Origin of the sequence: Streptomyces sp. MBT53 (assembly GCF_016654115.1) — a bacterium.
In the GTDB taxonomy this organism is placed as follows: domain Bacteria; phylum Actinomycetota; class Actinomycetes; order Streptomycetales; family Streptomycetaceae; genus Streptomyces.
Map to the genome: position 1 here is coordinate 79,861 of NZ_JAEQAZ010000007.1, position 22,245 is coordinate 102,105.

The following is a 22,245-nucleotide window of genomic DNA, read 5'->3' on the forward strand; positions in this document are numbered from 1 at the left end:
TTTCTGTGCTCTCGTCGGCGAGCGTCTCGTCGACCGAAGGACTGGAGGGACGTGTCACGGCGTCGGGTGCCGACGGTCGCCGTATGGCTGCCGCAGGCACCCGACTGCCGTGCTGTCACGCGTTGTTGAACCGTGCGGTGACCGTGGCCACGCGCTTGCCCTGGTACGCGGCGGCGGCCCGGGCGGTGTCGTCGACGGGAAGCGCACCCTGGCCGTTGACGTGGCTGGTGCCGTAGGGGTTGCCGTCGGCGAACTTCACCGGGTCGGTGTAGCCCGGGGTGACGATGATGCCGCCGAAGTGGTGCACGGAGTTGTAGAGGGCGAGCAGCGTGGACTCCTGGCCGCCGTGCGCGGTGGCGGTGGCCGTGAAGCCGCTGTAGACCTTGTCGGCCAGCTTGCCCTGCGCCCACAGCCCGCCGAGCGTGTCGATGAACTGCTTCAACTGGCTGGCGACATTGCCGAACCGGGTGGGGCTGCCGAAGATCACCGCGTCCGCCCACTCGATGTCGGCCGGGGTCGCCACCGGTATGTCCTTGGTGGCCGAAGCATGCGCCGACCAGGCGTCGTTGGCGGCGATGGCCTCCTCGGGGGCGAGCTCGGACACACGCAGGAGCCGTACCTCCGCACCCTCCTTGCGGGCGCCCTCGGCCACCGCCTCGGCCAGCTCGTGCACGGTACCGGTCGACGAGTAGTAGATGACTGCGATCTTGGGAGACATGGGAATTTCCTCTCGCTGTGCTGCGTGCTCGACGGCGGTCGCCGCCGTGGCCTCGGCGGCGGGGGCCGCCGTGCTCGGTTCGGGATGGGCGATGGTGGTCAGGGTGAGCCGCAGCCGGCGGGCAGCGAGGCCCTTCGACGCGGTGAGTCCGTGGCGGTAGCGGTCGACGGAGGTCGAGGCCGAGATCCGCAGTGAGCCGTTGTCGACGGACAGGGAGTCCACCGTCAGTTCGACCGGGGCCTGGTGTCCGCGGACGGTGAGGAGCCCCTTGACGACCCAGGCACCCTCCTCGCCGCGGGCCACCCTGGTCGACTCGAACCTGATCTCGGGGTAGCGCTCCGCGTGGAGGAACGCGGGGGAGCGCACATGGTTGTCGCGGCGGGACGTACCCGTGCGGAAGCTGCGCGCTTCGATGACCGCCCGAGCGGTCGAGTGGGTGACCGGCTCCGCGATCGTGACGCGCCCCGACTCCACTTGGAACGTGCCACTCACCCGGCCCAGGCCGAACAGGTGCCGCGTGGTGAAGGTGACGGACGACCGCGCGGGATCGATCACGTACGTCCCGGCTGGGGGCAAGGAGACGCTCATGCCCTGCTGGCCTCTCGCTCGTCGTCGCGCGGGCCGTCCCGTTGCGACGCTGTTGCTTGCTTGGGCAAGTATCTTCGACCCATCGGAAATGCTTTGTCAAGCAAGTAGTTCCTGTGGTTCAGTGGTCTCACCGGGAGCTTCGGCGGGAAGGCGAAGGACATGGAAACGCCGGAGCAACAGCACCCCACGAACCCGGTCTCCACTCCGCTGAGCTGTGTCGAGGAACGCCTCTGGCGCTCGCTGCAGAGACTGCTGGTGACGCTGCCCCGGGCGCTCGACGAGGATCTGCTGCGCTCCACCGGTCTGTCGCTCACCCAGTACACCGTGCTGATGCACCTGTCGGAGGCGGACGACATCGGCCTGCGCATGACCGACCTGGCCACCGCCACGGGCCTGTCCGCGAGCCGCATCACCCGGCTCGTGGAAGCCCTCCGGGCCGAGGGGCTGGTGGTCAAGCGACCGCACTCGACGGACGCTCGGGGCAGCATGGCCGTACTCACCGAAGCGGGGTGGCGACGGCTGCGCGGCGCCTACCCGGCGCATCTGGCCAGCGCGCGCCGACGCGTCATCGACCGGCTCGACCCGGTCCTGGTCGACCAACTGGCCGAGGAACTGGGGGCGGTGGCCGATCCGCTCCACGCCCGGTGCCGGGCGAGCCACGACTCCCGCGAACAGACGTCCGCGTACGGCGAAGCAGTCACATGACCCAAGCCGGGCCCGCTCCCTCCGGCGAAACATGGTGTCCTTCCGGCCCCACCCACCGCCGAGGAGGCATCCATGCTCCAGGGCTACACCTACCCGCTGTCACCGCGTGGAGAGGCGGATCTCGCGCCCGCCCCGCCGTGGCGCTACGCCGGTGACATCCTCGGCGTCGAGTTCTGGGCCGACCCGGCCGCCGCCGAGGCGACACTCCCCGAGGGCTGACACCGGACCCGGACTCCGACGGGCGCGCGGTGGCGCTGTTCACCGACTGGCAGTTCTCCGCGCGGCACGACGAGTACCTCGACCCGGTGCGCAGCCAGTACCGCGAGTTCATGGTCCTGGTCGACGCGCACCACCGGGACGAGCCGGTCTCGTGGTGCCCGTACATCTACGTCGACAACGACCTTGCCCTGGCGCGAGGTTGGCTACAGGGCTTCCCGAAGAAACTGGGCGCGGTCCACCAGACGCGCGTCTTCGCGGCCCCCGGCAACGCCTCGCCGACCCTCGCACCCGGCGGCCCTCTTCGCCCGGCCCACGGTCAACCTCCGGCACTTCCCGAGCCTGTTCGCCGGGTAGTACGGCAAACCCGCCGTGCACGAGCTGGTCATGGCCGAGTTCGACGACCGGCGACTCGCCGACGTGTGGACCGGCACCGGAGACATCAGCCTGTTCGCCGCCCGGGGCGAGGAACTGGCCGACCTGGCTCCCGTGCGTACCGGCGCCGACTTCCGCGCCTCGATGTCCTACAGCGTGCCGGACGTACGGCGACTGGACGGGTAGCGGGCCGCCGTTGAGGTTCCTTGCTTGAGCACGCTAACCTGCGAGGATGACCGCCGAAGATCCCCTCACCGCGCAGGAAGAGCGCTTCTGGCGCGCGCTGATGCGTGTCATCGTCGCGCTGCCGCGCTCGCTGGACGACGACCTGCTGCGCGCCACGGGTCTGACGCTCACCGAGTACGTCGTCCTGATGAGCCTGTCGGAGGCCGAGAACCAGGAACTCCGCATGGCGGACCTGGCCTCGGCCACCGCCCTCTCGGCGAGCCGTATCACCCGTGTCGTGGACGCGCTGCAGAGCCGCGGCCAGGTCGTCAAACGGCGCTACGAAGGGGACGCCCGGGGGAACGTGGCGACGCTCACCCCGGACGGCATGCAACGGCTCCAGGCCGCGTATCCGGTCCACCTCGCCAGTGCCCGCAAGCGGGTCATGGACCATCTGGACGGCCGGTCACTGTCGGCCATGGTGCGGCAGTTCGAGACGGTGGTCGAGAAGTTCGACTGAGGGCCGCGGCCCCCAGCGAGTTCCTTACGCGGGCCGGACCGCGCCGGTGCGGTGGCGCCGCTCCTCGAACGAGGCGAAGACCGCCGAGACGCCGTAGACGAGGCTGAACAGGCCGAAGACCGTGGCGAGGGAGACCGCGCCGATGTCCGGGTGGACGAACAGCGAGAACGCGAACACGATCGCCACCGCGCCGGTCAGCAGGAACAAGGTGCGTTCCCCCGCCGTCTCGCCGCGCTGGAAGGCCAGTCCGATCTCCATGGCGCCGGTCGTCAGGGCCCACGCGGCGATCCAGATCGTGAGCGCGAGAGCCGTGATGCCGGGCCAGGCCAGGGCGACCACCCCGCCGGCCAGCGAGAGCAAGGAGAGCAACAGCCAGCCGAGGACCGGTCCAACCCGGTCACTGGCGAAGGCACGCGCGGCGTCCGTGGCCGCGATCATGAACGCGTAGACGGCGAACAGGACGACAACGGCGCCGATGGTGATGCCGGGCCAGGCGACGGAGACCACACCGAGGACGACGGCCAGCAGACCGCGCGAGAGAAGCACGTTGGGTGAACTGAACATGGTCACCTTCCCCATACGAATGTCGCCCCGGTCTTCGCCCGGGGCCATGGTCCGCCACGAAGGCTAAGGTCGCGCCCCCCGGCCGCGATCTGTCATACGACTGCATCCGCTACTTCCATACCCCCCTGTCGCCATGACATGAAGAGGTACAGCCAACTGACCGATGCGCCACCCGAGTTGCGGCGAGAACATCGGCACCCCCTGGCTGCGGCCGCCGACGAGGAGCCGACGTGAGCACCGTGATCGACACACCGCCTCCCCGGACCGTTCGACGGGCGGTCGATCTGTGGCGGCTGTCGCTGTCCCTGGCCGTACTGCTGGCCGCCGTACTCCTGGCCGTCGCGACCCGCGACTTCGTCCGCGCCGCACAGCAGGGCCTCCTCGACTCGGCGACCGCCCTCCCCCCGGCCCTCCGGGACGCCCTGGTGGGAACGGTCCAGGCCGTCGCCCTCCTCGCGCCGGTCGCGGCCGTGGTGGTGTGGTGCGTACGGCGCCGGGCCGACCCGGTGCTACGGGTCCTGCCCGCGGCGGTGCTCGGCGCACTGGGCGCGTGGTCGCTCACGCACCTGGCGTTGGAGCGGGGGAGACCGGACACCTGGCCGGAGGTGCTGGCCGGCAGGGACGGACTGCTGCGGGCGACCTGGCCACCGGCCGTGTACCTGGCGGCCTGCGCCGCGGCCGTCGTCGCGGCCGGGCCCTGGCTCGGGGCGCGCCCGCGCCGTGCGCTGTGGGCGCTGGCCTCCTCCTGTGCCGTGCTGAGCGTGGCCACCGCGGCGATCGTGCCGCTGGACGCCGTCACCGCACTCGCCATGGGCGGCGCGGCGGGATCGGCCGTACTCCTGCTGGCCGGTGCTCCCGCCGACCGTCCGGCGGCGCAGGCCGTCGCCGACGCCCTCGCCGCGTCCGGGATCTCGGTCAGCGCGCTCCATGAACTGCCCGCGAGTGAGCAGCTGCCGGGGGAGGGGACCCTCTACCGGGCCGACACCCCTGCCGGGTCCCGGCTCGCGGTGCGGGTGCTCGCCGCCGAGGACCACAACCGCGATCTGTTCCACCGGCTCGCCCGGCGGACACTGCTGCGTCACCCCGCCGACCCGACCGCCCCGACACCACTCGTCGCCGCCGAGCACGAATTGCTCATGCTGGTCTTCGCGGCCCGCACCGGCGCCCGGGCCGTCGAACCGGTGATGGCCTATCCGGTGGCCGGGGGCGGCGCCCTCGTGGCGACCTCCGCACCGGACGACGCCCGTGCCCTCTCCGCCCTGCGCGCCGAGGAGTTGACCGACCCGCTCCTCACCGGGGTGTGGAACTCCGTGGCTCGCCTCCAGGAACACCGCCTGGGACATGGGGAGTTGCGCCCGGAACACGTCCTTGTCGCACCCGACGGCGAGAGCCGGCTCACCGCGTTCGCGCGCGGTCGGCTCAACGCGCCGCCCGAGGTGCTCGGCAGCGACCTCGCGGAGTTGCTGGCCACGACCGCGATACGGGTCGGCCCGCAGCGCGCCACCGCGTGCGCACTCGCGGGCCTGGGACCGGAGTTGCTCGCGACCGCGCTGCCGTACCTGCAACCGCTCGCGCTCATGGGACCCGCGCGGAGTGCGGTCGCCCACCACGACCAGGCCCGCGCGCGGGCGGCCCGGGAGAAGGCCGGCCGGCGGACGCTGCGGGCCGGCGGCCGGCCAAGTCTGCTGCGTGATCTCGCCACTGAGGTCTCAACAGCCACTGGCGCCAAGGAAGTTCAGCCCGCGCGGCTGGCGCGCTTCACCTGGAAGAGCGTCCTGGGGCTCGCGGGCGCGTTTCTCGTACTCCACCTGGTGCTGCCCCAGTTGGCCAACGCGCCCGCGGCCGTCGACGCGCTGCGGGACGCCAACTGGTGGTGGGTGCTCGCGGTGTTGCCGATCACCTTCCTCTCGCAGGCGTTCTCGACCTTCCTGCAACAGGGAACCATCCCGGAGCGGCTGCCGTTCGGCCCCACCTACCAGGTGCAGTTCGCCAGTTCGTTCCTCAACCGGATCACCCCGAGCAACGTGGGCGGCATGGCGCTCAACCTGCGCTACCTCCAGAAGACGGGGATCGAGACCGGAGCCGCCACCGCCTCCGTGGGGCTGCAGAGCCTGGCCGGCGCGCTCTCCAACACCGTGGTCGCCGCCGTCTTCCTCACCTCGGCGGGACGACGTCACGCCGGAGTACATCTCGACCTGTCCGCCGGCCGCCCCGTGCTGTGGGCCCTCACCCTCGTGCTCGCCGCCGGCGGACTGCTCGCCTTCACCCCGCCGGGCCGGCGCTTCCTGGGCGACAAGGTGTGGCCGTTCCTGCGGGCGGCCGGTTCGACCGTCGCGGGGATCGCGACCGAACCCGCCAAGATCGTCGTGGGTACCGTCGGCGCCCTGGGCCTCCCCCTCATCCAGGTCGTCGGCCTCGCCATGAGCCTGCACGCACTGGGCGCCGACCTCCCCTTCGTCCAGGTCGGCGCCGCCTACATGGCGGCCCGGCTGATCGCCAACGCGGCTCCCGTGCCCGGCGGCCTCGGGGCGCTGGAGGCCGGACTCATCGCCGGACTGACGGCCCTCGGCGTCCCGGCAGGGGCGGCCACCTCGGCGGTGCTCCTCTACCGGCTGCTCACCTTCTGGCTGAACGTCCCGCTGGGCGCCCTGGCCCTGAACGTCGTGCAGCGGCGCGGCTACGTGTGAGGGGCCGGGCCGTCGTACGGTGGACGAGCGGGCGGGTGCCGCAGCCGTACAGTTCCGGGCGCGGTCGGATGACTCAAGCCCCGCTGCCGGGGAGAACCCTACGATCCCGCTGAGAAGACATGAGGTGTCCTGGACGGCTGGAGGGCACATGAACGAATCCGAACTCCTCGGCCGTGAGCCGCAGTTGAGGGCCCTGCACGAGCTGCTGGGCAGGCTGCCCGACGCCGGCGGTGCCATGCTGCTGCAGGGCGGTCCGGGGGTCGGCAAGACCGTGCTGCTGCGGGCCGCGGCGGAACGGGCCCGGGCGGCGGGATGGCGGCTCCTGGAGGTGACGGGCGGTGCCGACGACACGCCCTTCAGCGGGCTGCGCGCGCTGCTGCGCCCGGTGCTCGGTACGGCGGAGTCCCTGCCGGCGGGGCAGGACGAGATCCTGCGGACGGCGTTCGCCGCCGGTTCGGGGCCGCCGCCGGAGACCTCGCGGGTCGCCCTGGCCGCGTTCAACCTGGTCACGGCCAGGGCCGCCGAGCAGCCCACCGTGCTGATCGCCGACGACACGACGAGACTCGACGGGCCCACCCGGGACGTCCTGGCCTTCATGGCCCGCAGGGCGAGCGACAACCCGATCGTCCTCCTCGGGGCACTGCGCGGCGGACGGACCCTGCCGGGAGTCCCCGTACTGGACGTGCCGGTGCTCGACGAGCCCTCGGCCCGGCGGCTCCTGGCCCGGCACGCGGACGCACTGCCACAGGCCGTCCGGGAGCGGATCCTCGGGGAAGCGCTCGGCAACCCGCTCGCGCTCGTCGAACTCCCCGCGGCCTGGCGCCCGACGGGACCACCGGGATCCTGGGCCCACGTGCCGGTGAACGCCTCGCTGACGAGCGCCTTCGCGGCCGGTCTCGGCGAACTGCCGGACCGGACCCGGGACGCCCTGCTGGTCGCGGCCGTGGACCAGGTCGGGGACGTCGCGGAGATCCTGGCCGCCGCCTCCGTGCTGGCCGGGCGCACCGTCGCGGTGGACGCCCTCGACAGCGCGGTCGCCGCCTCACTGACCCGACTCGACCGGACGACCCTGCGCTTCCTCCATCCCGTGGTCCGGTTCGCCGTGCTGGCGGCCGAGACCCCGGCCCGCCGACAGGCCGCCGACGCGGCTCTGGCACAGGTGCTGACCGAGCACCCGGACCGCCGCACCTGGCACCGCGCCCAGTCCGTGAACGGCCCCGACGACGAGATCGCGGACCAACTGGCCGCCGCCCACGCCTCTTTGCTACGGCGGCACGGAGCCCTCGCGGCCATCTGGGCGCTCGAACGGTCCGCGCAGCTCACCACGGACTCGGTCACCCGGGGACACCGGCTGCTGGGCGCGGCCGAGCACGCGCACGGGGCCGGACGCGTCAGGCTGGCCCACTCCTTGATCGACGCGGCGGAACGCCAGGAGCTGACCGGCGCCGACCGGACCAGGGCGGGGTGGCTGCGGGAGATCTCGGACGCCGAGCCGCAGCCGGGTCCTGCCCCGGTGCAGCCGCCCGACCTCACCGAACTGTCGGCGGGCGAACCCGAGTTGGCCCTCGACCTGTTGCTGAGCGCGGCCCTGCACGTCCACCGGACCGGCGACGACCCCGCCCTGCGCGCCGTCGTCGTCCGGACCGCCGAGCAGCTGCCCGCCACGGACGACCCCCGCCATCTCGCGGCCCTGGCACTGACCGAACCCGTACGCCAGGGCAGGACGGTGGCCGACCGACTCCCCTCCCAGGAGACGATGTCGTGTCTCACCGACTCCGAGGGATTCCGGCTGCACGGCATGGCCGCGCACGAGATCGGCGATCCGGTCGGCGCGGTCGACCTGCTCGGCCGGGCGGCGCCGACTCTGCGCCGACAGGGCCAACTCGGCCTGCTCACGGAAACCCTCCTCACCGAGGCCACCGGCCGACTGCTGCTGGGGGACTGGCCGCGCGCGACCCAACTCACCGAAGAGGCACGGCAGATCGTCGCCGAGACCCGACAGCCGGCCATGGTCGCCGCACTCGCCGGCACGGACGCGGTCGCCGCCGCACTGCGCGGACAGGCCCTGCGCGCCGAGGAGTTGGCCGACATGGTGGCGGCCTGGCAGCGCGCCGACCTCGCCCCGACGCTCCGGCTGGCCCGTGGCCTGGCGCGGCTAGGCGAGGGGCGGTACGCAGAGGCGTACGGCGAACTGAGCCCGCTCCTCGACCGGCCGCACGAGAGCCTGCGCTGGCAGGGCTTCGCCGCGGTGCTGCCGTTCGCCGTGGCGGCGGACCGCGCCGGCCGGAGGGCGGACGCCGTACGCGTCCTCGCACCGGCGGAGGAGGCGGCGCGGATGTCCCCCGCCCCGCTGCTGCACATCCAACTGCCCTGCGCCCGCGCCGTGTTGGCCTCCGACATGACGGCCGAGGAGCTGTACCTGGTCGCCCTGGAACAGGACCTCTCGCGCTGGCCGCTGGTCAGGGCCCGGACGGAACACGCGTACGGGCAGTGGCTCCGGCGCCGTCGGCAGGCCGCCCGGTCCCGCACGATGCTGCTCTCCGCGCGGGCCGCCTTCGAGCTCGTCGGTGCCTCCGACTGGGCGGGCCAGGGCATGGCGCCGGGAGCGGGCGCCCCGCTGCCGTCCGCCGCCGACCTGCTGTCGCCCCAGGAGAGGCAGATCGCGCTGCTGGCGGCGGAGGGCCTCTCCAACCGGGAGATCGCGGAACGGCTGTACCTGTCCCACCGTACGGTCGCCGCGCATCTGTACCGGGCCTTCCCCAAGCTCGGCATCACCTCACGCGGTGAGCTGGCCCCGCTGTTGACGAGCCTGGAGTAGGGCGTCTCAGTCGGCCGTTGAGGTGTGCTGGGTGTCGTTCATCTTCGCGCGGTTCTGCGCCAGCAGCGTCCGTACGTCCTCCTCGACCTGCTGGGCATCCACTCCGAGGGAATGGCCCATGTGGGCCGCCCACACCTCCGAGCGGATATTGGTCTCGAAGTCGAGGTCGGCGCGGACCGTCTCGCGCGTCGCCTGCCGGTTCTGGCTCACCATCACGAAGGTCGAGAGGAAGATCGCCTCAAGGCTGACGATCATCGTGAGCAGCCCGAACGGATAGGGGTCCCAGACCGCGTCACGGCCGAACAGCCCCTCGTTGTACACGATCCAGACCGTGAACCACAACGCGTGGAGATAGATGAACTGCATGGTCCCGGCGAAAGCGGTGATCGCGTCCGCGATCCGGTCCTGGGTCCCCCGCATCCGCGCGAGGACGGCCTGTTCGTTCGGGAGACGTATGTCCAACCCGTTGATTCCAGACGGCACGGTCACTCCTTGATCCGGCGCTCACGAGAAACGGCCGTCAGCGTAAGCGCGGCACGGGGGCGCCTCCTTGGGTCAATCGACTGTCCGTACGGCCGCAATGCCTCCGTCTACGCCGTCCGTTGCGTCGATTGACCGAAGCGGACCGCGCCGCCGCGACGGCAGAGTGACGGTCGGCTCGGACAGGTACCCCGGCCACACACGCACCGCGGTACCGCGCGTCATCGAGCAGCGACACATCCGTCAAGGAAGGGATCACCATGTCGGACCCGACGCCGCAGCAGAACCAGGCACCCGGCACCACCCCGGCCGGCCCCGCGGGGCGCCTCGCCGAACTGTCGCAGAAGGCCCAGGACGCCCAGCGGACCGTGGCGGCGAGCATCGCGGAGGACCGGCAGAAGCTGTCCGCCGCCGTCGCCGACGCGAAGGACAAGGCCGAGCAGGGCGCGCAGCGGCTGCAGTCGAGCGGGCAGCGGGCCAAGGAGAACGTCGCCGGGAGCTGGAACCAGGTACAGACCTCCTGGCAGGACCACGTGGCCTCGGTCCGCGCGAAACCGGACGAGCGCAAGGCCGAGCGTGATGTGAAGCGACTGCAGCACGCGGCCGACGACGCCGAGGACTACGCCTCCGACGCCGTCGACTTCGCCATCGCGGCCGTCGAGGAGGCGGAGTACGCCACGCTGGACGCGGTGCTGGCGAGGGTGGAGGCGGACGAGACCGCCGACGCCGTTCAGTAGTCGACCTCCGCCGTGCCTCCGGGCGCGGGCGGCCGAAAGGCCGGGGGAGCGGGTCGCGGGACGGCACCCACGGCCCGCTGCCCCGCGCCCGGGCGGTGGTGTGGGCGGCCACTGCCCTCGGCGCCGAACGCTGTGGCCGGGAACATCGACCTCCGCGCCCCGATCAGCGACGATCTTGCTGTGGAGCGACAGTACGTGGATTCTTCCTCGCCGACTCGTTATATTTCCTTCGGCAAGCAACTTGACGGAGGGGAGTCGGTGACCTCACGGCCCGGAGCGGACCTGGTGGGGCGCGCGGCCGAACTGGAGCTGCTGGACTCGCTGCTGGCCCAGCGGGAAGGTGCCTGCCGCGGGCTGCTGATGCGCGGCGACCCCGGAGTGGGGAAGACCGCGCTGCTCGACGCCGCCGCGGCACGGGCCGGGGTCCTCGGGACGCGTGTACTGCGGGCCTCCGGCGTGGAGTTCGAGCGGGAGATGAACTTCTCGGCGCTGCACCAGATGCTCTATCCGCTGCGCCGGCACACCGGGCGGCTCGCCGGACACCACCGTGACGTCATCGACCGGATCTTCGGCCTCGCGCCGGGACCGGCGCCGGACCCGCTGGCCGCTTCGACGGCCGTACTCGCCCTGCTCGGCGAAGTCGCCGTGCAGGGACCGCTGTTGATGATCGCCGACGACGTTCCGTGGCTCGACCTCGCCAGCGCGACCACGCTCGGTTTCGTCGTCCGCAGGATGAGCGACCACCCGATCGCCTTCCTGGCCACCCTGCGCACCGGGGTACGGGGAATCTGCGGCCAACTCGCCCTGCCCGTACGGGAGATCGGACCGCTGACCGAAGGGGAGGCGGCGCGGCTGCTGGACGCGCGGTGGCCCGGTCTCGGGCCTTCGGTGCGCCGACGGATCCTGGCCGAGGCCGGCGGAAACCCGCTCGCGCTAAGGGAGTTGCCGGCCGCGCTGACCGGCCGACAGCGCTCGGGCCAGGCCCCGCTGCCCGCGCGGCTGCCGCTGTCCGGGCGCCTGGAAGCGGCCTTCGCCTCCGCGGTGGAAGCACTGCCCGCACCGACCCGGACCGCGCTGCTCATGGCCGCGCTGGACACCGGGATCGACCCGGCCGTGATCAGAAGGGCCGCGCGGGCGGCACTGGAGGACCCGGCGGATACCGATGCCGTCCAGTCCGCTGCGACCAGGGGCGCTGTGCAGGACTCGGAGGGTGTCGACGGCCTCGGTCCGGGCATGGCCAGGAGTGCTGTGGCAGATCTGGGGGGTGTCGATGGCCAAGGTCCCGGCGCGGTCAGGGGTGCTGTGCAGGGGGCGGAGGGTGCCGACCGCCATGGCCCAGGCGCGGACAGGGGTGCCGTGCAGGGCTCGCAGGGTGTCGACCGCCACGGCCCAGGCACGGTCGGGGGTGCTGTGCAGGATTCGCTGGGTGTCGACGGCCACGGCCCGGCCACGTCGAGGAATGCCGTGCGGGACCCGGAAGGCGGCCTCGTCCCGGTCGCGCCCAGCAATGCGGCGCGGGTCGTGGAGTGCCCGGTCGGCGCCGATGTCCTCGGTCCGGCGCGGGACGCGGGCCTGCTGCAGGTGGACGTAGGACATCTGTCGTTCCGGCATCCGCTGGTCCGGGCGGTGGTCGTGCATCTGGCGTCGCCCGGTGAGCGCAGGCGCGCGCATCGCTCGCTCGCCGCCGCTCTGGGTGACGTACCCGAGCGCCGGGCATGGCATCTGGCGGAGTCCGCGACCGGACCGGACGAGACGGTGGCCCGGGCGCTGGACGAGGCGGCCCTGTCGGCCTGGCGGCGCGGCGCGGAGTCCGTGGGCCCCGGGGAGTCGGCCCCTTCCGAAGGGCGGCGCGTCGCGGCGTCCGCCGCCGTGTCCGCCCTCATGCGGGCCGGTGAACTCAGCCCGCACCCCGGCGACCGTTCACGGCGCCTGGTCGAAGCTGCCTACCTGGCCACCTTCACCGGTCAACTCGACGACGTACCAAGGCTGTTGGCCGACGCCGGACAGGCCCCCGACACCCCGGGCGGACTCGTCTTCGCCGCCACCGCCCACCTCCTCACCAACGAAGAGGGCGACGTCGACGCCGCATACCGCCTCCTGGCCCGCGCGCTCGACGACGACACGGTCACCGCCGCCAACGACGACTGGGACCAGCACGGCATCCTCTACGCGCTGCTGCTCGTCAGCCTCTACACCCTCCGCCCCGAGCCGTGGCACCTCCTCAAGACCGCGCTGACCCGCTGCGAACCGACCACGGCGACACCGATCAGGCTCTGCTACGACGCCTACGTCGACCCCACCCATGCCCCCGACGCGCTGCGCAAGGGCCTCTCGGACGCCTTCGATGCGCTGCCCGCCGACGCGGCACCCTGGGAACTGATCCCCCTGGCCTTCGCCGCGGTCGCCACGGACGCCCTGTCGGACCACCGGTACCTGGTCTTCCGCATGATCGAACGCGAACGCGACGGCGGTGCGATCGCCATGGTCGTGCCCGCGCTGCTGCTGCTCTGCCAGGACTCCTACGTGCACGGCCGCTGGGACGAGGCCGAGGATCTGGCACAGCAGGGGCTGGACCTGGCGGCGGCCCACGGCTACCACTTCTGGGAACGGCAGATCCGCGTCCTGCTGGCAGTGGGCGCGGCGCTGCGCGGCGACGCCGAACTCGCCCGGGTCCGCAGCGAGGAGACCACGACCTGGGCGGCGCCCCGTGGCATCGAGGTGACCGAGGCCTACGCCCGGTCGGCCCGCCGCCTCGCGGCCATGGGCGAGGGCGACTACGAGGAGGCCCACGTCCAAGCGGGCCGGATCGAGCCACCCGGCCCGCCGCTCTTCGGGGTCCCGCGCCGGTGGACGGTCCTGGACCTGGCCGAGACGGCCGTCCGCACCGGCCGCGCGGACGAGGCACGCGACCATGTCGCCGCGGCGCGCCGGGCGTCCGTGCACCGCATCTCGCCCCGGACCGCGCTGATCTGCGCTGGGGCCGAGGCCGTGGCCGCCGACGAGACCGAGGCCGGGCCGCTGTTCGAGGCGGCCCTGTGCGTGCCCCACGCGGCACGGTGGCCGTGGGAACACGCACGCGTCCAGCTCGCCTACGGACAGTGGCTGCGCCGCACCCGCGACCACCGCGCGCGCCGGTATCTGAGCGCCGCCCTCGAGACCTTCGACCGGATCGGTGCCGGGGCCATGGCGCAGCGGGCCCGCAACGAACTGCGCGCCACCGGGGTCGCCACCACCACCGGGCCCGTCGCGCCGGCCGCCGCACTGACCGTGCAGGAACGGCAGATCGCCGAGCTGGCGGCCGTGGGCCTGACCAACCGGCAGATCGGCGAGCGGCTGTTCCTGTCCCACCGCACGGTCGGCTCCCATCTGCACCGGCTGTATCCCAAGCTCGGCATCACCTCACGCGCAGCCCTGCGCGCCGCCCTGGAGACGATGTAGGAGGTGGCGGGAACCGGTGAGTACCCGAAACGGCCCGGCGTACGGTGGGATCCGGGACCCCTTGAACGGTGAGCCGGAGAGGACCGTGGTCGACAAGGAGATCAACGCCCTGGCCACCGCGTTGCTCGAACGCATCGACGAGCTGACGAAGGAGATGGCGGCGCGGATCCGCGCCGGCTCACGGGCGGACCACTACGAGGTCGTGCCCGAGGAGGATCTGGAGGACGCCTGCCGGATCCATCTGGGCAACGCGCTCCAGGCGTTCACCGGACAGACGCCTCTGGACACCGGTGCCGCCGCCGACATAGGTCGCAGGCGTGCCGCGCAGAACGTGCCGCTGCCCAGCGTGATGACGTCCTACCGCGTCGGCGTGCGGTACTTCTGGGAGGCGCTGGTCGACGAGGCCACCACAACGTCCTTGGTGGGCAACGACATTCTGGTCGCGGCGGCCTCCGCGATGTGGGAGATCCAGGACGGCATCACCGAGGCCATGGTCTCCGGGTACCACGAGGCGGTGGCCGAGCGGCTCCTCGCGGGCGACCAGGAGCGTTCGGCGCTGGTGGAGGCGCTCCTGGAGGGCAGGAGCATGGACGCCGACGCCGTGTGGTCCGCCGCCGAGGTTCTGGACGTGCCGCACAAGGGCCCCTTCACCGTGGTGGCCGCCGAGGTGCCGCGGATCGGCCGGCGGGCGCTGCCGGACATCGCGGCCGTCCTGGCCCGGCGCGGCATCCGCTCCGCCTGGCGACTGCGGCCCGAACTCCAGCTGGGCATCGTGCACTTGCGCACCCCGCGCGACATGGTCGACCTCGTCGAGGTGCTGCGCGAACAGGCGGAACAGCGGGTCGGGGTGAGCCCCTCCTACGGCGATCTCAGCCGCACCGGAGACGCCCTGCGCTTCGCCAAGGTCGCGATGCGCGGCGGCGACGCGGGCAGCGCAGCCGTGACCGTCTTCGACGACTCCCCGGTCGCGGTCGCGACGGCGGGCGCCCCCGATGTGATGGCCCGGGTCGCTGCCAAGGTGCTCGGTCCCGTCGAGGCCCTGCCCGCAGACGAACGAACCCTGCTGCTCGACACGTTGGAGGCCTGGTTCGACTCCGGCGGCTCGGCCGAGGAGGCCGCCAAGGTGCTGTACGTCCACCCCAACACCGTCCGCACCCGCCTGCGCCGGATCACCGAACGCACCGGCCGCTCACTGACCGACCCCCGCGGCATCACCGAACTCTCCCTCGCGCTCCGCGCCGTCCGGCAGACCCCGAGGCCCCCGACCTCGGAGTCGACCGGTACGGAGGACTAGGCGGCCGTACCGCCCGCGTAGTCGCTCTTGAAGGTGGTCTCGATGGTGGTGGCGACGGACTGGGCCACTCCCGTGCCGGTGAGGATGATGCCCAACTCCCGGTTGTTGGAAAGGGAGTTGCTGCTGATGTTCATCGAGCCCGCCTCCACCTCCTGGGTGGACAGACCGTAGTCGGCGACCATCGCCTTGGCGTGGATGTAGAAGCCGTTCGGGTCGGAGTACCCGACCACCGTGCCGCCGGCCGCCTTGATCGCGGACACCTGGCTGGAGTAGCTCGACGGGGTCTCCAGCACCACCCGCACGGTCACGCCCGCCTTCGCCCTGGCCACGATCGCGTTGACCACCGTGCTGTCGCTGAACTCCAGTTCCTCGACGTCGAGCGTCGTGGTGGCCGCGTTGATCACGGTGAGCAGCCGGCTGCGGGAGTCCGTGGGGGACCAGAGCAGGTGGTCGCCGTCGGTCGGGGTGATCGAGGTGCCGGCGTAGTCGGCGTTGAAGACCTTCTCGATCGCGGCGACGTCCCGGGTGTCGTCGGTGAAGACGCCGTAGTCGCGGCCGGTCGTGTAGTACTGCGAGGTGAGATTGCCGGTCAGGACAAGGGACTTGGTGGCGTCGACCGTGATCGTCTTCTGGTGCGTGTAGACGAAGCTGGAGGGCGACCACACCACGCCGACGCCCGCGTTCGTCAGCGCCGTGTACGCCGAGCTGTTGGCGGACTGGTGCGCGGTGTCGAGGACCACCCGCACGGTGACGCCCTTCTTCTCCAGCGCTATGAGGTCGTTGACGGCGGTGGTGTCCTCCAGCTCGTACATGGTCATGTCGAGCGAGGAGGTGGCCGAGTTGATGAAGTCGTAGATCGTCGGCTGTGTGGTGCCGGACTGCGAGAAGGCGAAGGCGGTGTAGGTCGCGGCGTTGGCGGGGACGGCCGTGACGAAGAGGGTGGCGCCGGCTGCCAGCGCGACACCCGCGCGGCCGAGGAACGTCCTCAACATGTGTGACTCCTAGTCGAGTTGATGCCCACGTGGGGGGTGGTGAGCGTGGGCATGACACCACGCGCGTAGAACGCTGAGGAAGAGAACCTCGGTGAACTCGCGATTACCGGCGCCGAGCAGGAGCGGACAAAGGGGACTTCGCGCAGGTGAGGGCCGGTTCATGGAGTCCCCGCGAGTTCGCAAAAACTTCGTAGTCGAACTCGCGGGAACGCCGACCGCCGGCTCAGCCCGCTGCCGGGCCCTGCGGAACCTCCGGCCGGGTGAACCCCTGGCTCCGCTCCACTTTCGCCACGTGCAACGTGTAGCTCTCGTACCATTCGGCCCGCCCGCGCTGCTGCGCCGCGCGGTGCTCGGTGTTGCTCCGCCACTCGGTGAGGCCGTCGGCGTCACGGAAGTAGCCGACGGTGATGCCCAGCCCGCCCGGGGTCTGCGCGTGGTCCATCCCGAGGTACCCGGGTATCTCCCTCACCAGGTCTTCCATGCGCGCGTTGGTCTCGCTGTAACCGCGCTGCTCCTGGGTCCGAACGGTCGTGAAGACGGCCACGTAGTACGGGGGTTCAAAGGCCTCGACGGGCGTGACAGGTGCTTCGGTGTGATCGCTCATGTCGCCACTGTAGGGCGGGCCGGATCGGCGGACGAGGGCCGACCACGGCATCCTGGACACCGTTAGAGGATCTCCAGAGGACGTATGCCCGACCATGCTCTTCCCCGTGGTAAAGGATCTTTCGATGAGCCAGCAGAACACGCAGGACGACCGGTTCGACGTCGTCGTACTCGGCGCGGGCCCCGGCGGCTATGTCGCCGCCATTCGCGCCGCGCAGCTCGGCAAGCGGGTCGCGGTGGTGGAGGAGAGGTACTGGGGCGGCGTCTGCCTCAACGTGGGCTGCATCCCGACCAAGGCGCTGCTGCGCAACGCGGAGCTGGCGCACATCTTCACCCGCGAGGCGAAGACCTTCGGCATCAAGGTCGAGGGGGAGGTCTCCTTCGACTACGGGGAGGCGTTCCGCCGCAGCCGCCGGGTCGCGGACGGCCGGGTCAAGGGCGTCCACTACCTGATGAAGAAGAACAAGATCACGGAGATCGACGGCCGCGGCACCTTCCTCGACCCGCACACGCTCCAGGTGGCCGGATACGACGGCGACACCCGCACCATTGCCTTCGAGCACTGCATCATCGCCACCGGCGCCACCCCGAGGCTGCTTCCCGGCACCAAGCGCAGCGCGCGCGTCGTGACGTACGAGGAGCAGATCCTCGCCGACGACCTCCCGCGGTCCATCGTCATCGCGGGCGCCGGCGCCATCGGCATCGAGTTCGCCTATGTGCTGCACAACTACGGTGTGAAGGTCACCATCGTCGAGTTCCTGGACCGCGTCGCACCCTTGGAGGACGCCGAAGTATCCACCGAACTCGCCAAGCAGTACCGCAAGTTGGGCATCGACGTCCTCACCTCCACCCGAGTCGAGTCGATCGACGAGTCCGGCCCGCAGGTCCGCGTCACGGTGACCGGCAAGGACGGCACCCAGCAGGTCCTGGAGGCCGACAAGGTGTTGCAGGCGATCGGCTTCGCACCGAACGTCACCGGCTATGGCCTGGAGAACACGGGCGTACGGCTCACCGAGCGCGGCGCGATCGACGTCGACGGCCGGTGCCGCACCTCCGTCCCGCACCTGTACGCCATCGGCGATGTCACCGCGAAGCTGATGCTCGCGCACGCCGCCGAGGCGATGGGTGTGATCGCCGCCGAGACCCTCGCGGACGCGGAGACCATGGAGCTGGACTACGCGATGATCCCGCGCGCCACCTACTGCCAGCCGCAGATCGCCAGCTTCGGCTACACCGAGGCGCAGGCACGGGAGTTGGGCCACGACATCAAGGTGGCGAAGTTCCCGTTCACCGCGAACGGCAAGTCGCACGGCCTCGGTGACACCACCGGCTTCGTGAAGCTGATCAGCGACACGAAGTACGGCGAGCTCCTCGGCGGCCACCTCATCGGCCCCGACGTCACCGAACTCCTCCCCGAACTGACCCTGGCCCAGCAGTGGGACCTCACGGTCCACGAGGTCGCCCGCAACGTCCACGCGCACCCGACCCTGGGCGAGGCGGTGAAGGAGGCGGTGCACGGTCTGGCCGGACACATGATCAACATGTGACCGTCCTCCAAAAAAGAAGCTCGCCGACCTCCGAGCCGGTCACGGTAGCCGTCACCGTGACCGGCTTTCTCATGTCCGGAGCATCGTTCGCGCAAGCAATCACGGGCCGCTGTCGAGTCGGTTCGGCCGGGTCTCGATCGGTGCGATCACGCAGTGAACCTCCCCTGGGCGGCAGCCGTAGTCAACGACAGAGGGGGCGCTCGAAGAGCTCGCTTCCGGGGACCGGGCCGTGGGCCAAGGACTGGTATGGGAATGGACGGCCGTTCGCACCGGCGTTCGTCAGTCGTCGCGATTCCGGCCGACCGCTGGTCAGTACGTGCGGGACGTCACCCGGAGACCATGGGCTGGGCCCGCCACCGTCGACGGTCGGCAGCGCGGCGTCGCTGTCCAGGACGCCCAGCCGCCCGAAGGAGTCCAGCGCCGCCCGCACCAGGCTTCCCACCCCTTCCTCCCGCGCCCGCGAGCCCGGGCGGCGGCCGATGCGTGACGACCGATCGGACAGGAACGGCAACCGCCCGGGTGGCGCTACGCTGCCGTGTCGTGCAGCAGACACGCCTCGACATGGCTCGGATCAGGGCGGCCCGCCGGGTGATCGACCCGATGTTCCTCGACACCCCGCTGTACCGCTGCGAGGCGCTGGAGCCCGGCCTCGGGTGCGCCGTCAGCATCAAGCTCGAAACAGCGAACCCGGTCCGCAGCTTCAAGGCGCGCGGCACCGAGGTCGTCGCGAGCCGACTCGCCGACATCGGCGCGCGGGCCGTCGTGTGTGCCAGCGCGGGCAACCTCGGCCAGGCACTCGCGTGGTCCGGTCGCGGCCGGGGGATCGATGTCACGGTAGTGGCGTCCCGTTTCGCGACCGCGGCCAAGCTCGACCGCATCCGCGCGTTGGGCGCTCAACTGCAACTGGTGGACGGGCACCACGAGTTGGCCCGTGAGCGGGCGGCGGCCGTCGCACGGTCCGACGGTATGCGGCTGGTCGAGGACAGCTTGGACATCGAGACGTGCCACGGCGCGGCGACCATCGGGCTGGAACTGGTGGACGCGGCGCGGCCGTTCGACACCGTGCTGATCGCCCTCGGCGGCGGCGCGCTCGCCACCGGAGTGGGACATGTGCTGAAGTCCCTCGCGCCCGAGGTGGAGGTGATCTGCGTCCAGCCGCTGGGCGCACCGGCGTTGACGCTCTCGTGGCGCGCACGGCGGGTCGTCAACACCGAGTCGGCGGTCACCATCGCCGACGGTGTCGCCGGCCGGTTTCCCATCCCTGCCGTCCTGGACGACCTCCTCCTGGTCGCCGACGACGCCGTTCTGGTGCGAGAGGAGTCGGTCATCACGGGTATGCGGATGCTCTTCGACCACGCCGGCCTGGTCGTTGAACCGTCGGCCGCGCTCGGCATCGCGGCGGTTCTCGAAGACCGTGACCGCTTCGCCGGCCGTCATGTGGTCACCATCGTGTGCGGCGGCAACGTCGATGGGGACGTGTATCGCCGCTGGATCGGTACGGCTCCGCTGTAGGGGTCCTCCCGCACGGCGCCCCGGGCACGCTCGTCACGTGCCCGGGATGTCCCGCCGCGGTGGCCGCTTTCCCTTCACCGCGGCGGTTTCCACCGGTGTGCGGGACCAGAGTTGCCGCTGTGCGGCGACGGGTGAAGGTCTCGGGGGGCCGCGTCAGACTCTCGTAAGATCCACTCCGCGCAATCGCCTACGGGGTGACAGAGTTGGTGACGGCGGAGTGCCGCGCGAGGGCGCCCTCCACGAGCTTCACCCGTGCGGCGTCCACCAGTTGACCGTCGACGCCGGTGGCGCCCGGCCTCCTCGGCGTCGGCCCCGCCGAACGGCACTGTGAGGCGCGCACGGTCCGCGATTCCCGCCGCGCCGTCGCACAGGGCTGATGCCCGAACCTTCGATGTCAGTGGGCCCGCGTACCTTTCAGATCGACCGCCTGCCGAGGCGGCGAGGGAGGGACGGGACATGGAGCGGGGCGGGGACGCCAGGCTGGCGGCCGGGCCTGAGGCCACCTGGTATCTGGAGACGGCGTTCACACCCGGGGCCCAACTGGGCACGGTGTACGACGATCCGGAAACGCCCGTCGTCGTCACGGGAATCGAGGAGGTCACCACCATCCGCGTCCCCAGTGGCCGCCTCGTCGTGGACGCGCCGTGGCACGACGACGAGGTATGGAAGTACGAGCAAGGGCGGCCCACGAGGCCCCCGAGAGAGCTGGCCGCGCGGATCCCGCCGGGCACCTACCGGGTGGAGTTCTCGTGGACGACGGGGCCGTACGAGTTCATGGGCGAGCGTTTCGACGGCGCCGAGTGTGCCGCGACCAGGCTGTGTGTCAGCGACGACCCGGTGGTCGGCTGGGAGATGGGCCTGGGGGTCGGCGACGACCTCGACGGGCTTGAGCCGGGCAAGCGGGTCGAGTTCGGCTCCGATGCCAATATCGGCTGCTTCGCCGACGCCGACGCGTGGCCGACGCTGAGCGCGCCGTTCCGCACGTTCACGGACGGCATGCCGGCACCGCGCGACAGCGAGCAGTTGGCAGAGCTGTGCGAGCGGATACGCGACGAGGCGCACCAGGCCGACCTGGTCACGTTCCCGGCGGAGTCGGGCGGTGTCGTCTGGCTGGGCCGCACCAGGACCGGCGAGGTGGCCTCGATCGTCGTCACCAGCGGCATGCCGGGCGCCAAGGCCTGACGCGGCGCTAGGAGTCCGTCCAGCGGACCGGATGGCCGGACGCGTCCGTGGTGAGCCAGGTGCCGTCGCCGAGGGGCCGCATGTCGTAGTGGTCGTCCGTGCGCGCGTCGAACTCGGCTCCGACCCGGCCGGAGCGCACATCCACCCGGTAGTGCCGGAACCACTCCTGCTCGTCCTCGGTCTCGCCGCCGAGGGTGACGAGGACGGTGTCCGGGTCCAGATAGCCGCCGCTCCATTCCACGTAGACCTCGTCGGGGTCGTGTCCGAAGGCGTCGACGGAGAGCGCGAACCGCACCTCGCCGTCGGGATAGGCGTGGAGGGCGACGTCGGCCTGCTCGTGATGGACGGTCATGAACTCGTGTCCGTCGGGCGACAGGGCGATGAGACACCGGTCGTCCCACGGATAGGTGGTGAGATCCATCCGGCTCCCGGTCAGCGACGCCCGGAAGACGACCGAGCCGTCCTGTCCCTCGCCCACATCGAGGAAGACCTCGTCGCCCGCCGGGTGCAGCAGGTGCAGCCCGCCGTGGCCTACGGTCGACAGTTCTGCCTCTGCGACGACCGCCCCGGTCGCGGCGTCCAGGGCGACCCACCGGTCGTGTCGGTCGCGGCCCGCCATGGCGTCGGGCCGGTAGACCCACAGGACGAGTTCGTCCGACGACAGCACACAACCGGGCCGGTGTCCGTGCCGCTGGTCCGACCGTGGCTCGAACCGCGACCGCCAGACCTCGGTCCCGTCCGCCGTCACGCAGACCGCCGCGTGGAGGGTCGTGTAGTAGGCGCGCTGACGGCCGACAGCAACGGCATGGTCGACGACTTCGTCGTCGGGGGACGGTCGGCAGACCATGACCGGCGACAGCACGCCCTTGACGTCGCCGACCAGGTCGTAGGCGCAGATCCGCCCCTGGACGAATCGTGTGATCGTCGGCAGGGGACGAGGTGATGGAGGCATGCCCCGGAGGCTAACGTCCCCGCGTCTTCGGTGGTCAGGGGGGATCGCTCACGTACTCGTGCACCGGGGGGCCGAAGCCGCGGATCTCGACCACCGCTTCCGGCAGGTACGGCGCGGCCATGTCCCGCGTACGACCCTCTTCCTGCGCCTGG

General features: G+C 71.5%; 19 protein-coding genes and 2 pseudogenes. 13 read left to right on the plus strand and 8 right to left on the minus strand.

Features of this window, described 5'->3' with window-relative positions:
- Positions 1–115 precede the first annotated feature (115 nt).
- Positions 116–718, minus strand: coding sequence for an NAD(P)H:quinone oxidoreductase (gene wrbA, locus JHN45_RS52765; RefSeq protein ID WP_236583354.1), 603 nt, complete (start codon positions 716–718; stop codon positions 116–118).
- Positions 719–850: 132 nt separating this feature from the next.
- Positions 851–1,306 (minus strand): annotated as a pseudogene (locus tag JHN45_RS52770) (YceI family protein); the annotation flags it as partial.
- 159 nt (positions 1,307–1,465) lie between these two features.
- On the opposite strand from JHN45_RS52770, the gene JHN45_RS04575 reads away from it, so the two are divergent.
- From JHN45_RS04575 to JHN45_RS04585, 5 genes and pseudogenes are all read left to right on the plus strand, one after another.
- Positions 1,466–2,011 carry a MarR family winged helix-turn-helix transcriptional regulator gene (locus tag JHN45_RS04575; RefSeq protein WP_201048096.1) on the plus strand — a complete coding sequence of 182 codons (546 nt, stop codon included), beginning with the start codon at positions 1,466–1,468 and terminating at the stop codon, positions 2,009–2,011.
- A 72-nt stretch (positions 2,012–2,083) separates the two neighbouring features.
- Entirely contained in the window at positions 2,084–2,230 is a 147-nt protein-coding gene (locus JHN45_RS52775; RefSeq protein ID WP_236583319.1) for a hypothetical protein, read from the plus strand.
- A 29-nt stretch (positions 2,231–2,259) separates the two neighbouring features.
- A pseudogene (locus JHN45_RS52780) lies at positions 2,260–2,430 on the plus strand (acetoacetate decarboxylase family protein); the annotation flags it as partial.
- A 184-nt stretch (positions 2,431–2,614) separates the two neighbouring features.
- Positions 2,615–2,788, plus strand: coding sequence for an acetoacetate decarboxylase family protein (locus JHN45_RS52785; RefSeq protein WP_236583361.1), 174 nt, complete (start codon positions 2,615–2,617; stop codon positions 2,786–2,788).
- A gap of 46 nt (positions 2,789–2,834) precedes the next feature.
- Positions 2,835–3,287, plus strand: a complete 453-nt coding sequence (locus JHN45_RS04585; RefSeq protein ID WP_201048097.1) for a MarR family winged helix-turn-helix transcriptional regulator — start codon at positions 2,835–2,837, stop codon at positions 3,285–3,287.
- Between the two features lie 24 nt (positions 3,288–3,311).
- Here JHN45_RS04585 and JHN45_RS04590 read toward each other — a convergent pair whose 3' ends face one another.
- On the minus strand, positions 3,312–3,851 hold the full coding sequence (locus JHN45_RS04590; RefSeq protein WP_200708576.1) for an HdeD family acid-resistance protein: 540 nt from the start codon (positions 3,849–3,851) through the stop codon (positions 3,312–3,314).
- 230 nt (positions 3,852–4,081) lie between these two features.
- Between JHN45_RS04590 and JHN45_RS54320 the strand changes: the two genes are divergently transcribed.
- The gene (locus JHN45_RS54320) at positions 4,082–6,538 is read left to right on the plus strand and encodes a lysylphosphatidylglycerol synthase transmembrane domain-containing protein (protein ID WP_201048098.1); all 2,457 of its coding nucleotides are present in this window, start codon (positions 4,082–4,084) and stop codon (positions 6,536–6,538) included.
- Between the two features lie 148 nt (positions 6,539–6,686).
- On the plus strand, positions 6,687–9,356 hold the full coding sequence (locus JHN45_RS04600) for a LuxR family transcriptional regulator (protein WP_201048099.1): 2,670 nt from the start codon (positions 6,687–6,689) through the stop codon (positions 9,354–9,356).
- Between the two features lie 6 nt (positions 9,357–9,362).
- Here JHN45_RS04600 and JHN45_RS04605 read toward each other — a convergent pair whose 3' ends face one another.
- Entirely contained in the window at positions 9,363–9,818 is a 456-nt protein-coding gene (locus JHN45_RS04605; RefSeq protein WP_201048125.1) for a DUF1003 domain-containing protein, read from the minus strand.
- Positions 9,819–10,096: 278 nt separating this feature from the next.
- On the opposite strand from JHN45_RS04605, the gene JHN45_RS04610 reads away from it, so the two are divergent.
- The 3 genes from JHN45_RS04610 to JHN45_RS04620 all read left to right on the plus strand — a co-directional run bounded on the left by JHN45_RS04610 (position 10,097) and on the right by JHN45_RS04620 (position 15,305).
- Positions 10,097–10,573, plus strand: a complete 477-nt coding sequence (locus tag JHN45_RS04610) for a hypothetical protein (RefSeq protein ID WP_201048100.1) — start codon at positions 10,097–10,099, stop codon at positions 10,571–10,573.
- 258 nt (positions 10,574–10,831) lie between these two features.
- A complete protein-coding gene (locus JHN45_RS04615) occupies positions 10,832–14,011 on the plus strand; it encodes a LuxR family transcriptional regulator (protein WP_201048101.1) in 3,180 nt (1,059 codons plus the stop codon).
- Between the two features lie 85 nt (positions 14,012–14,096).
- Positions 14,097–15,305 carry a CdaR family transcriptional regulator gene (locus JHN45_RS04620; protein WP_200708581.1) on the plus strand — a complete coding sequence of 403 codons (1,209 nt, stop codon included), beginning with the start codon at positions 14,097–14,099 and terminating at the stop codon, positions 15,303–15,305.
- On the opposite strand, the gene JHN45_RS04625 is transcribed toward JHN45_RS04620, so the two are convergent.
- Together JHN45_RS04625 and JHN45_RS04630 are read right to left on the minus strand one after the other, a co-directional pair.
- Complete coding sequence (locus JHN45_RS04625) at positions 15,302–16,297, minus strand: phospholipase D-like domain-containing protein (protein WP_200708582.1); 996 nt, start codon at positions 16,295–16,297, stop codon at positions 15,302–15,304. The two genes, JHN45_RS04620 and JHN45_RS04625, sit on opposite strands and share 4 nt — an antisense overlap.
- Before the next feature lie 223 nt (positions 16,298–16,520).
- On the minus strand, positions 16,521–16,901 hold the full coding sequence (locus JHN45_RS04630) for an antibiotic biosynthesis monooxygenase (RefSeq protein WP_200708583.1): 381 nt from the start codon (positions 16,899–16,901) through the stop codon (positions 16,521–16,523).
- A gap of 124 nt (positions 16,902–17,025) precedes the next feature.
- Here JHN45_RS04630 and lpdA point away from each other — a divergent pair, with 124 nt between their 5' ends.
- Both lpdA and JHN45_RS04640 read left to right on the plus strand, forming a co-directional pair.
- A complete protein-coding gene (gene lpdA, locus JHN45_RS04635; RefSeq protein ID WP_200708584.1) occupies positions 17,026–18,447 on the plus strand; it encodes a dihydrolipoyl dehydrogenase in 1,422 nt (473 codons plus the stop codon).
- 540 nt (positions 18,448–18,987) lie between these two features.
- On the plus strand, positions 18,988–19,959 hold the full coding sequence (locus JHN45_RS04640; protein ID WP_201048102.1) for a threonine/serine dehydratase: 972 nt from the start codon (positions 18,988–18,990) through the stop codon (positions 19,957–19,959).
- A 187-nt stretch (positions 19,960–20,146) separates the two neighbouring features.
- On the opposite strand, the gene JHN45_RS04645 is transcribed toward JHN45_RS04640, so the two are convergent.
- On the minus strand, positions 20,147–20,299 hold the full coding sequence (locus tag JHN45_RS04645) for a hypothetical protein (RefSeq protein ID WP_201048103.1): 153 nt from the start codon (positions 20,297–20,299) through the stop codon (positions 20,147–20,149).
- Between the two features lie 116 nt (positions 20,300–20,415).
- On the opposite strand from JHN45_RS04645, the gene JHN45_RS04650 reads away from it, so the two are divergent.
- Positions 20,416–21,141, plus strand: a complete 726-nt coding sequence (locus JHN45_RS04650; RefSeq protein ID WP_201048104.1) for a DUF4241 domain-containing protein — start codon at positions 20,416–20,418, stop codon at positions 21,139–21,141.
- A 7-nt stretch (positions 21,142–21,148) separates the two neighbouring features.
- On the opposite strand, the gene JHN45_RS04655 is transcribed toward JHN45_RS04650, so the two are convergent.
- On the minus strand, positions 21,149–22,093 hold the full coding sequence (locus JHN45_RS04655; protein ID WP_201048105.1) for a hypothetical protein: 945 nt from the start codon (positions 22,091–22,093) through the stop codon (positions 21,149–21,151).
- Positions 22,094–22,245 lie beyond the last annotated feature (152 nt).

Bases quoted from the DNA above. Each gene is read 5' to 3' on its own strand.
- JHN45_RS52775 (WP_236583319.1), top strand. From the start codon at position 2,084: ATGCTCCAGGGCTACACCTACCCGCTGTCACCGCGTGGAGAGGCGGAT.
- JHN45_RS04610 (WP_201048100.1), top strand. From the start codon at position 10,097: ATGTCGGACCCGACGCCGCAGCAGAACCAGGCACCCGGCACCACCCCG.
- JHN45_RS04600 (WP_201048099.1), top strand. From the start codon at position 6,687: ATGAACGAATCCGAACTCCTCGGCCGTGAGCCGCAGTTGAGGGCCCTG.
- wrbA (WP_236583354.1), bottom strand. From the start codon at position 718: ATGTCTCCCAAGATCGCAGTCATCTACTACTCGTCGACCGGTACCGTG.
- JHN45_RS04650 (WP_201048104.1), top strand. From the start codon at position 20,416: ATGGAGCGGGGCGGGGACGCCAGGCTGGCGGCCGGGCCTGAGGCCACC.
- JHN45_RS52785 (WP_236583361.1), top strand. From the start codon at position 2,615: ATGGCCGAGTTCGACGACCGGCGACTCGCCGACGTGTGGACCGGCACC.
- JHN45_RS04585 (WP_201048097.1), top strand. From the start codon at position 2,835: ATGACCGCCGAAGATCCCCTCACCGCGCAGGAAGAGCGCTTCTGGCGC.
- lpdA (WP_200708584.1), top strand. From the start codon at position 17,026: ATGAGCCAGCAGAACACGCAGGACGACCGGTTCGACGTCGTCGTACTC.
- JHN45_RS04590 (WP_200708576.1), bottom strand. From the start codon at position 3,851: ATGTTCAGTTCACCCAACGTGCTTCTCTCGCGCGGTCTGCTGGCCGTC.
- JHN45_RS04625 (WP_200708582.1), bottom strand. From the start codon at position 16,297: ATGTTGAGGACGTTCCTCGGCCGCGCGGGTGTCGCGCTGGCAGCCGGC.
- JHN45_RS04655 (WP_201048105.1), bottom strand. From the start codon at position 22,093: ATGCCTCCATCACCTCGTCCCCTGCCGACGATCACACGATTCGTCCAG.
- JHN45_RS04630 (WP_200708583.1), bottom strand. From the start codon at position 16,901: ATGAGCGATCACACCGAAGCACCTGTCACGCCCGTCGAGGCCTTTGAA.
- JHN45_RS04575 (WP_201048096.1), top strand. From the start codon at position 1,466: ATGGAAACGCCGGAGCAACAGCACCCCACGAACCCGGTCTCCACTCCG.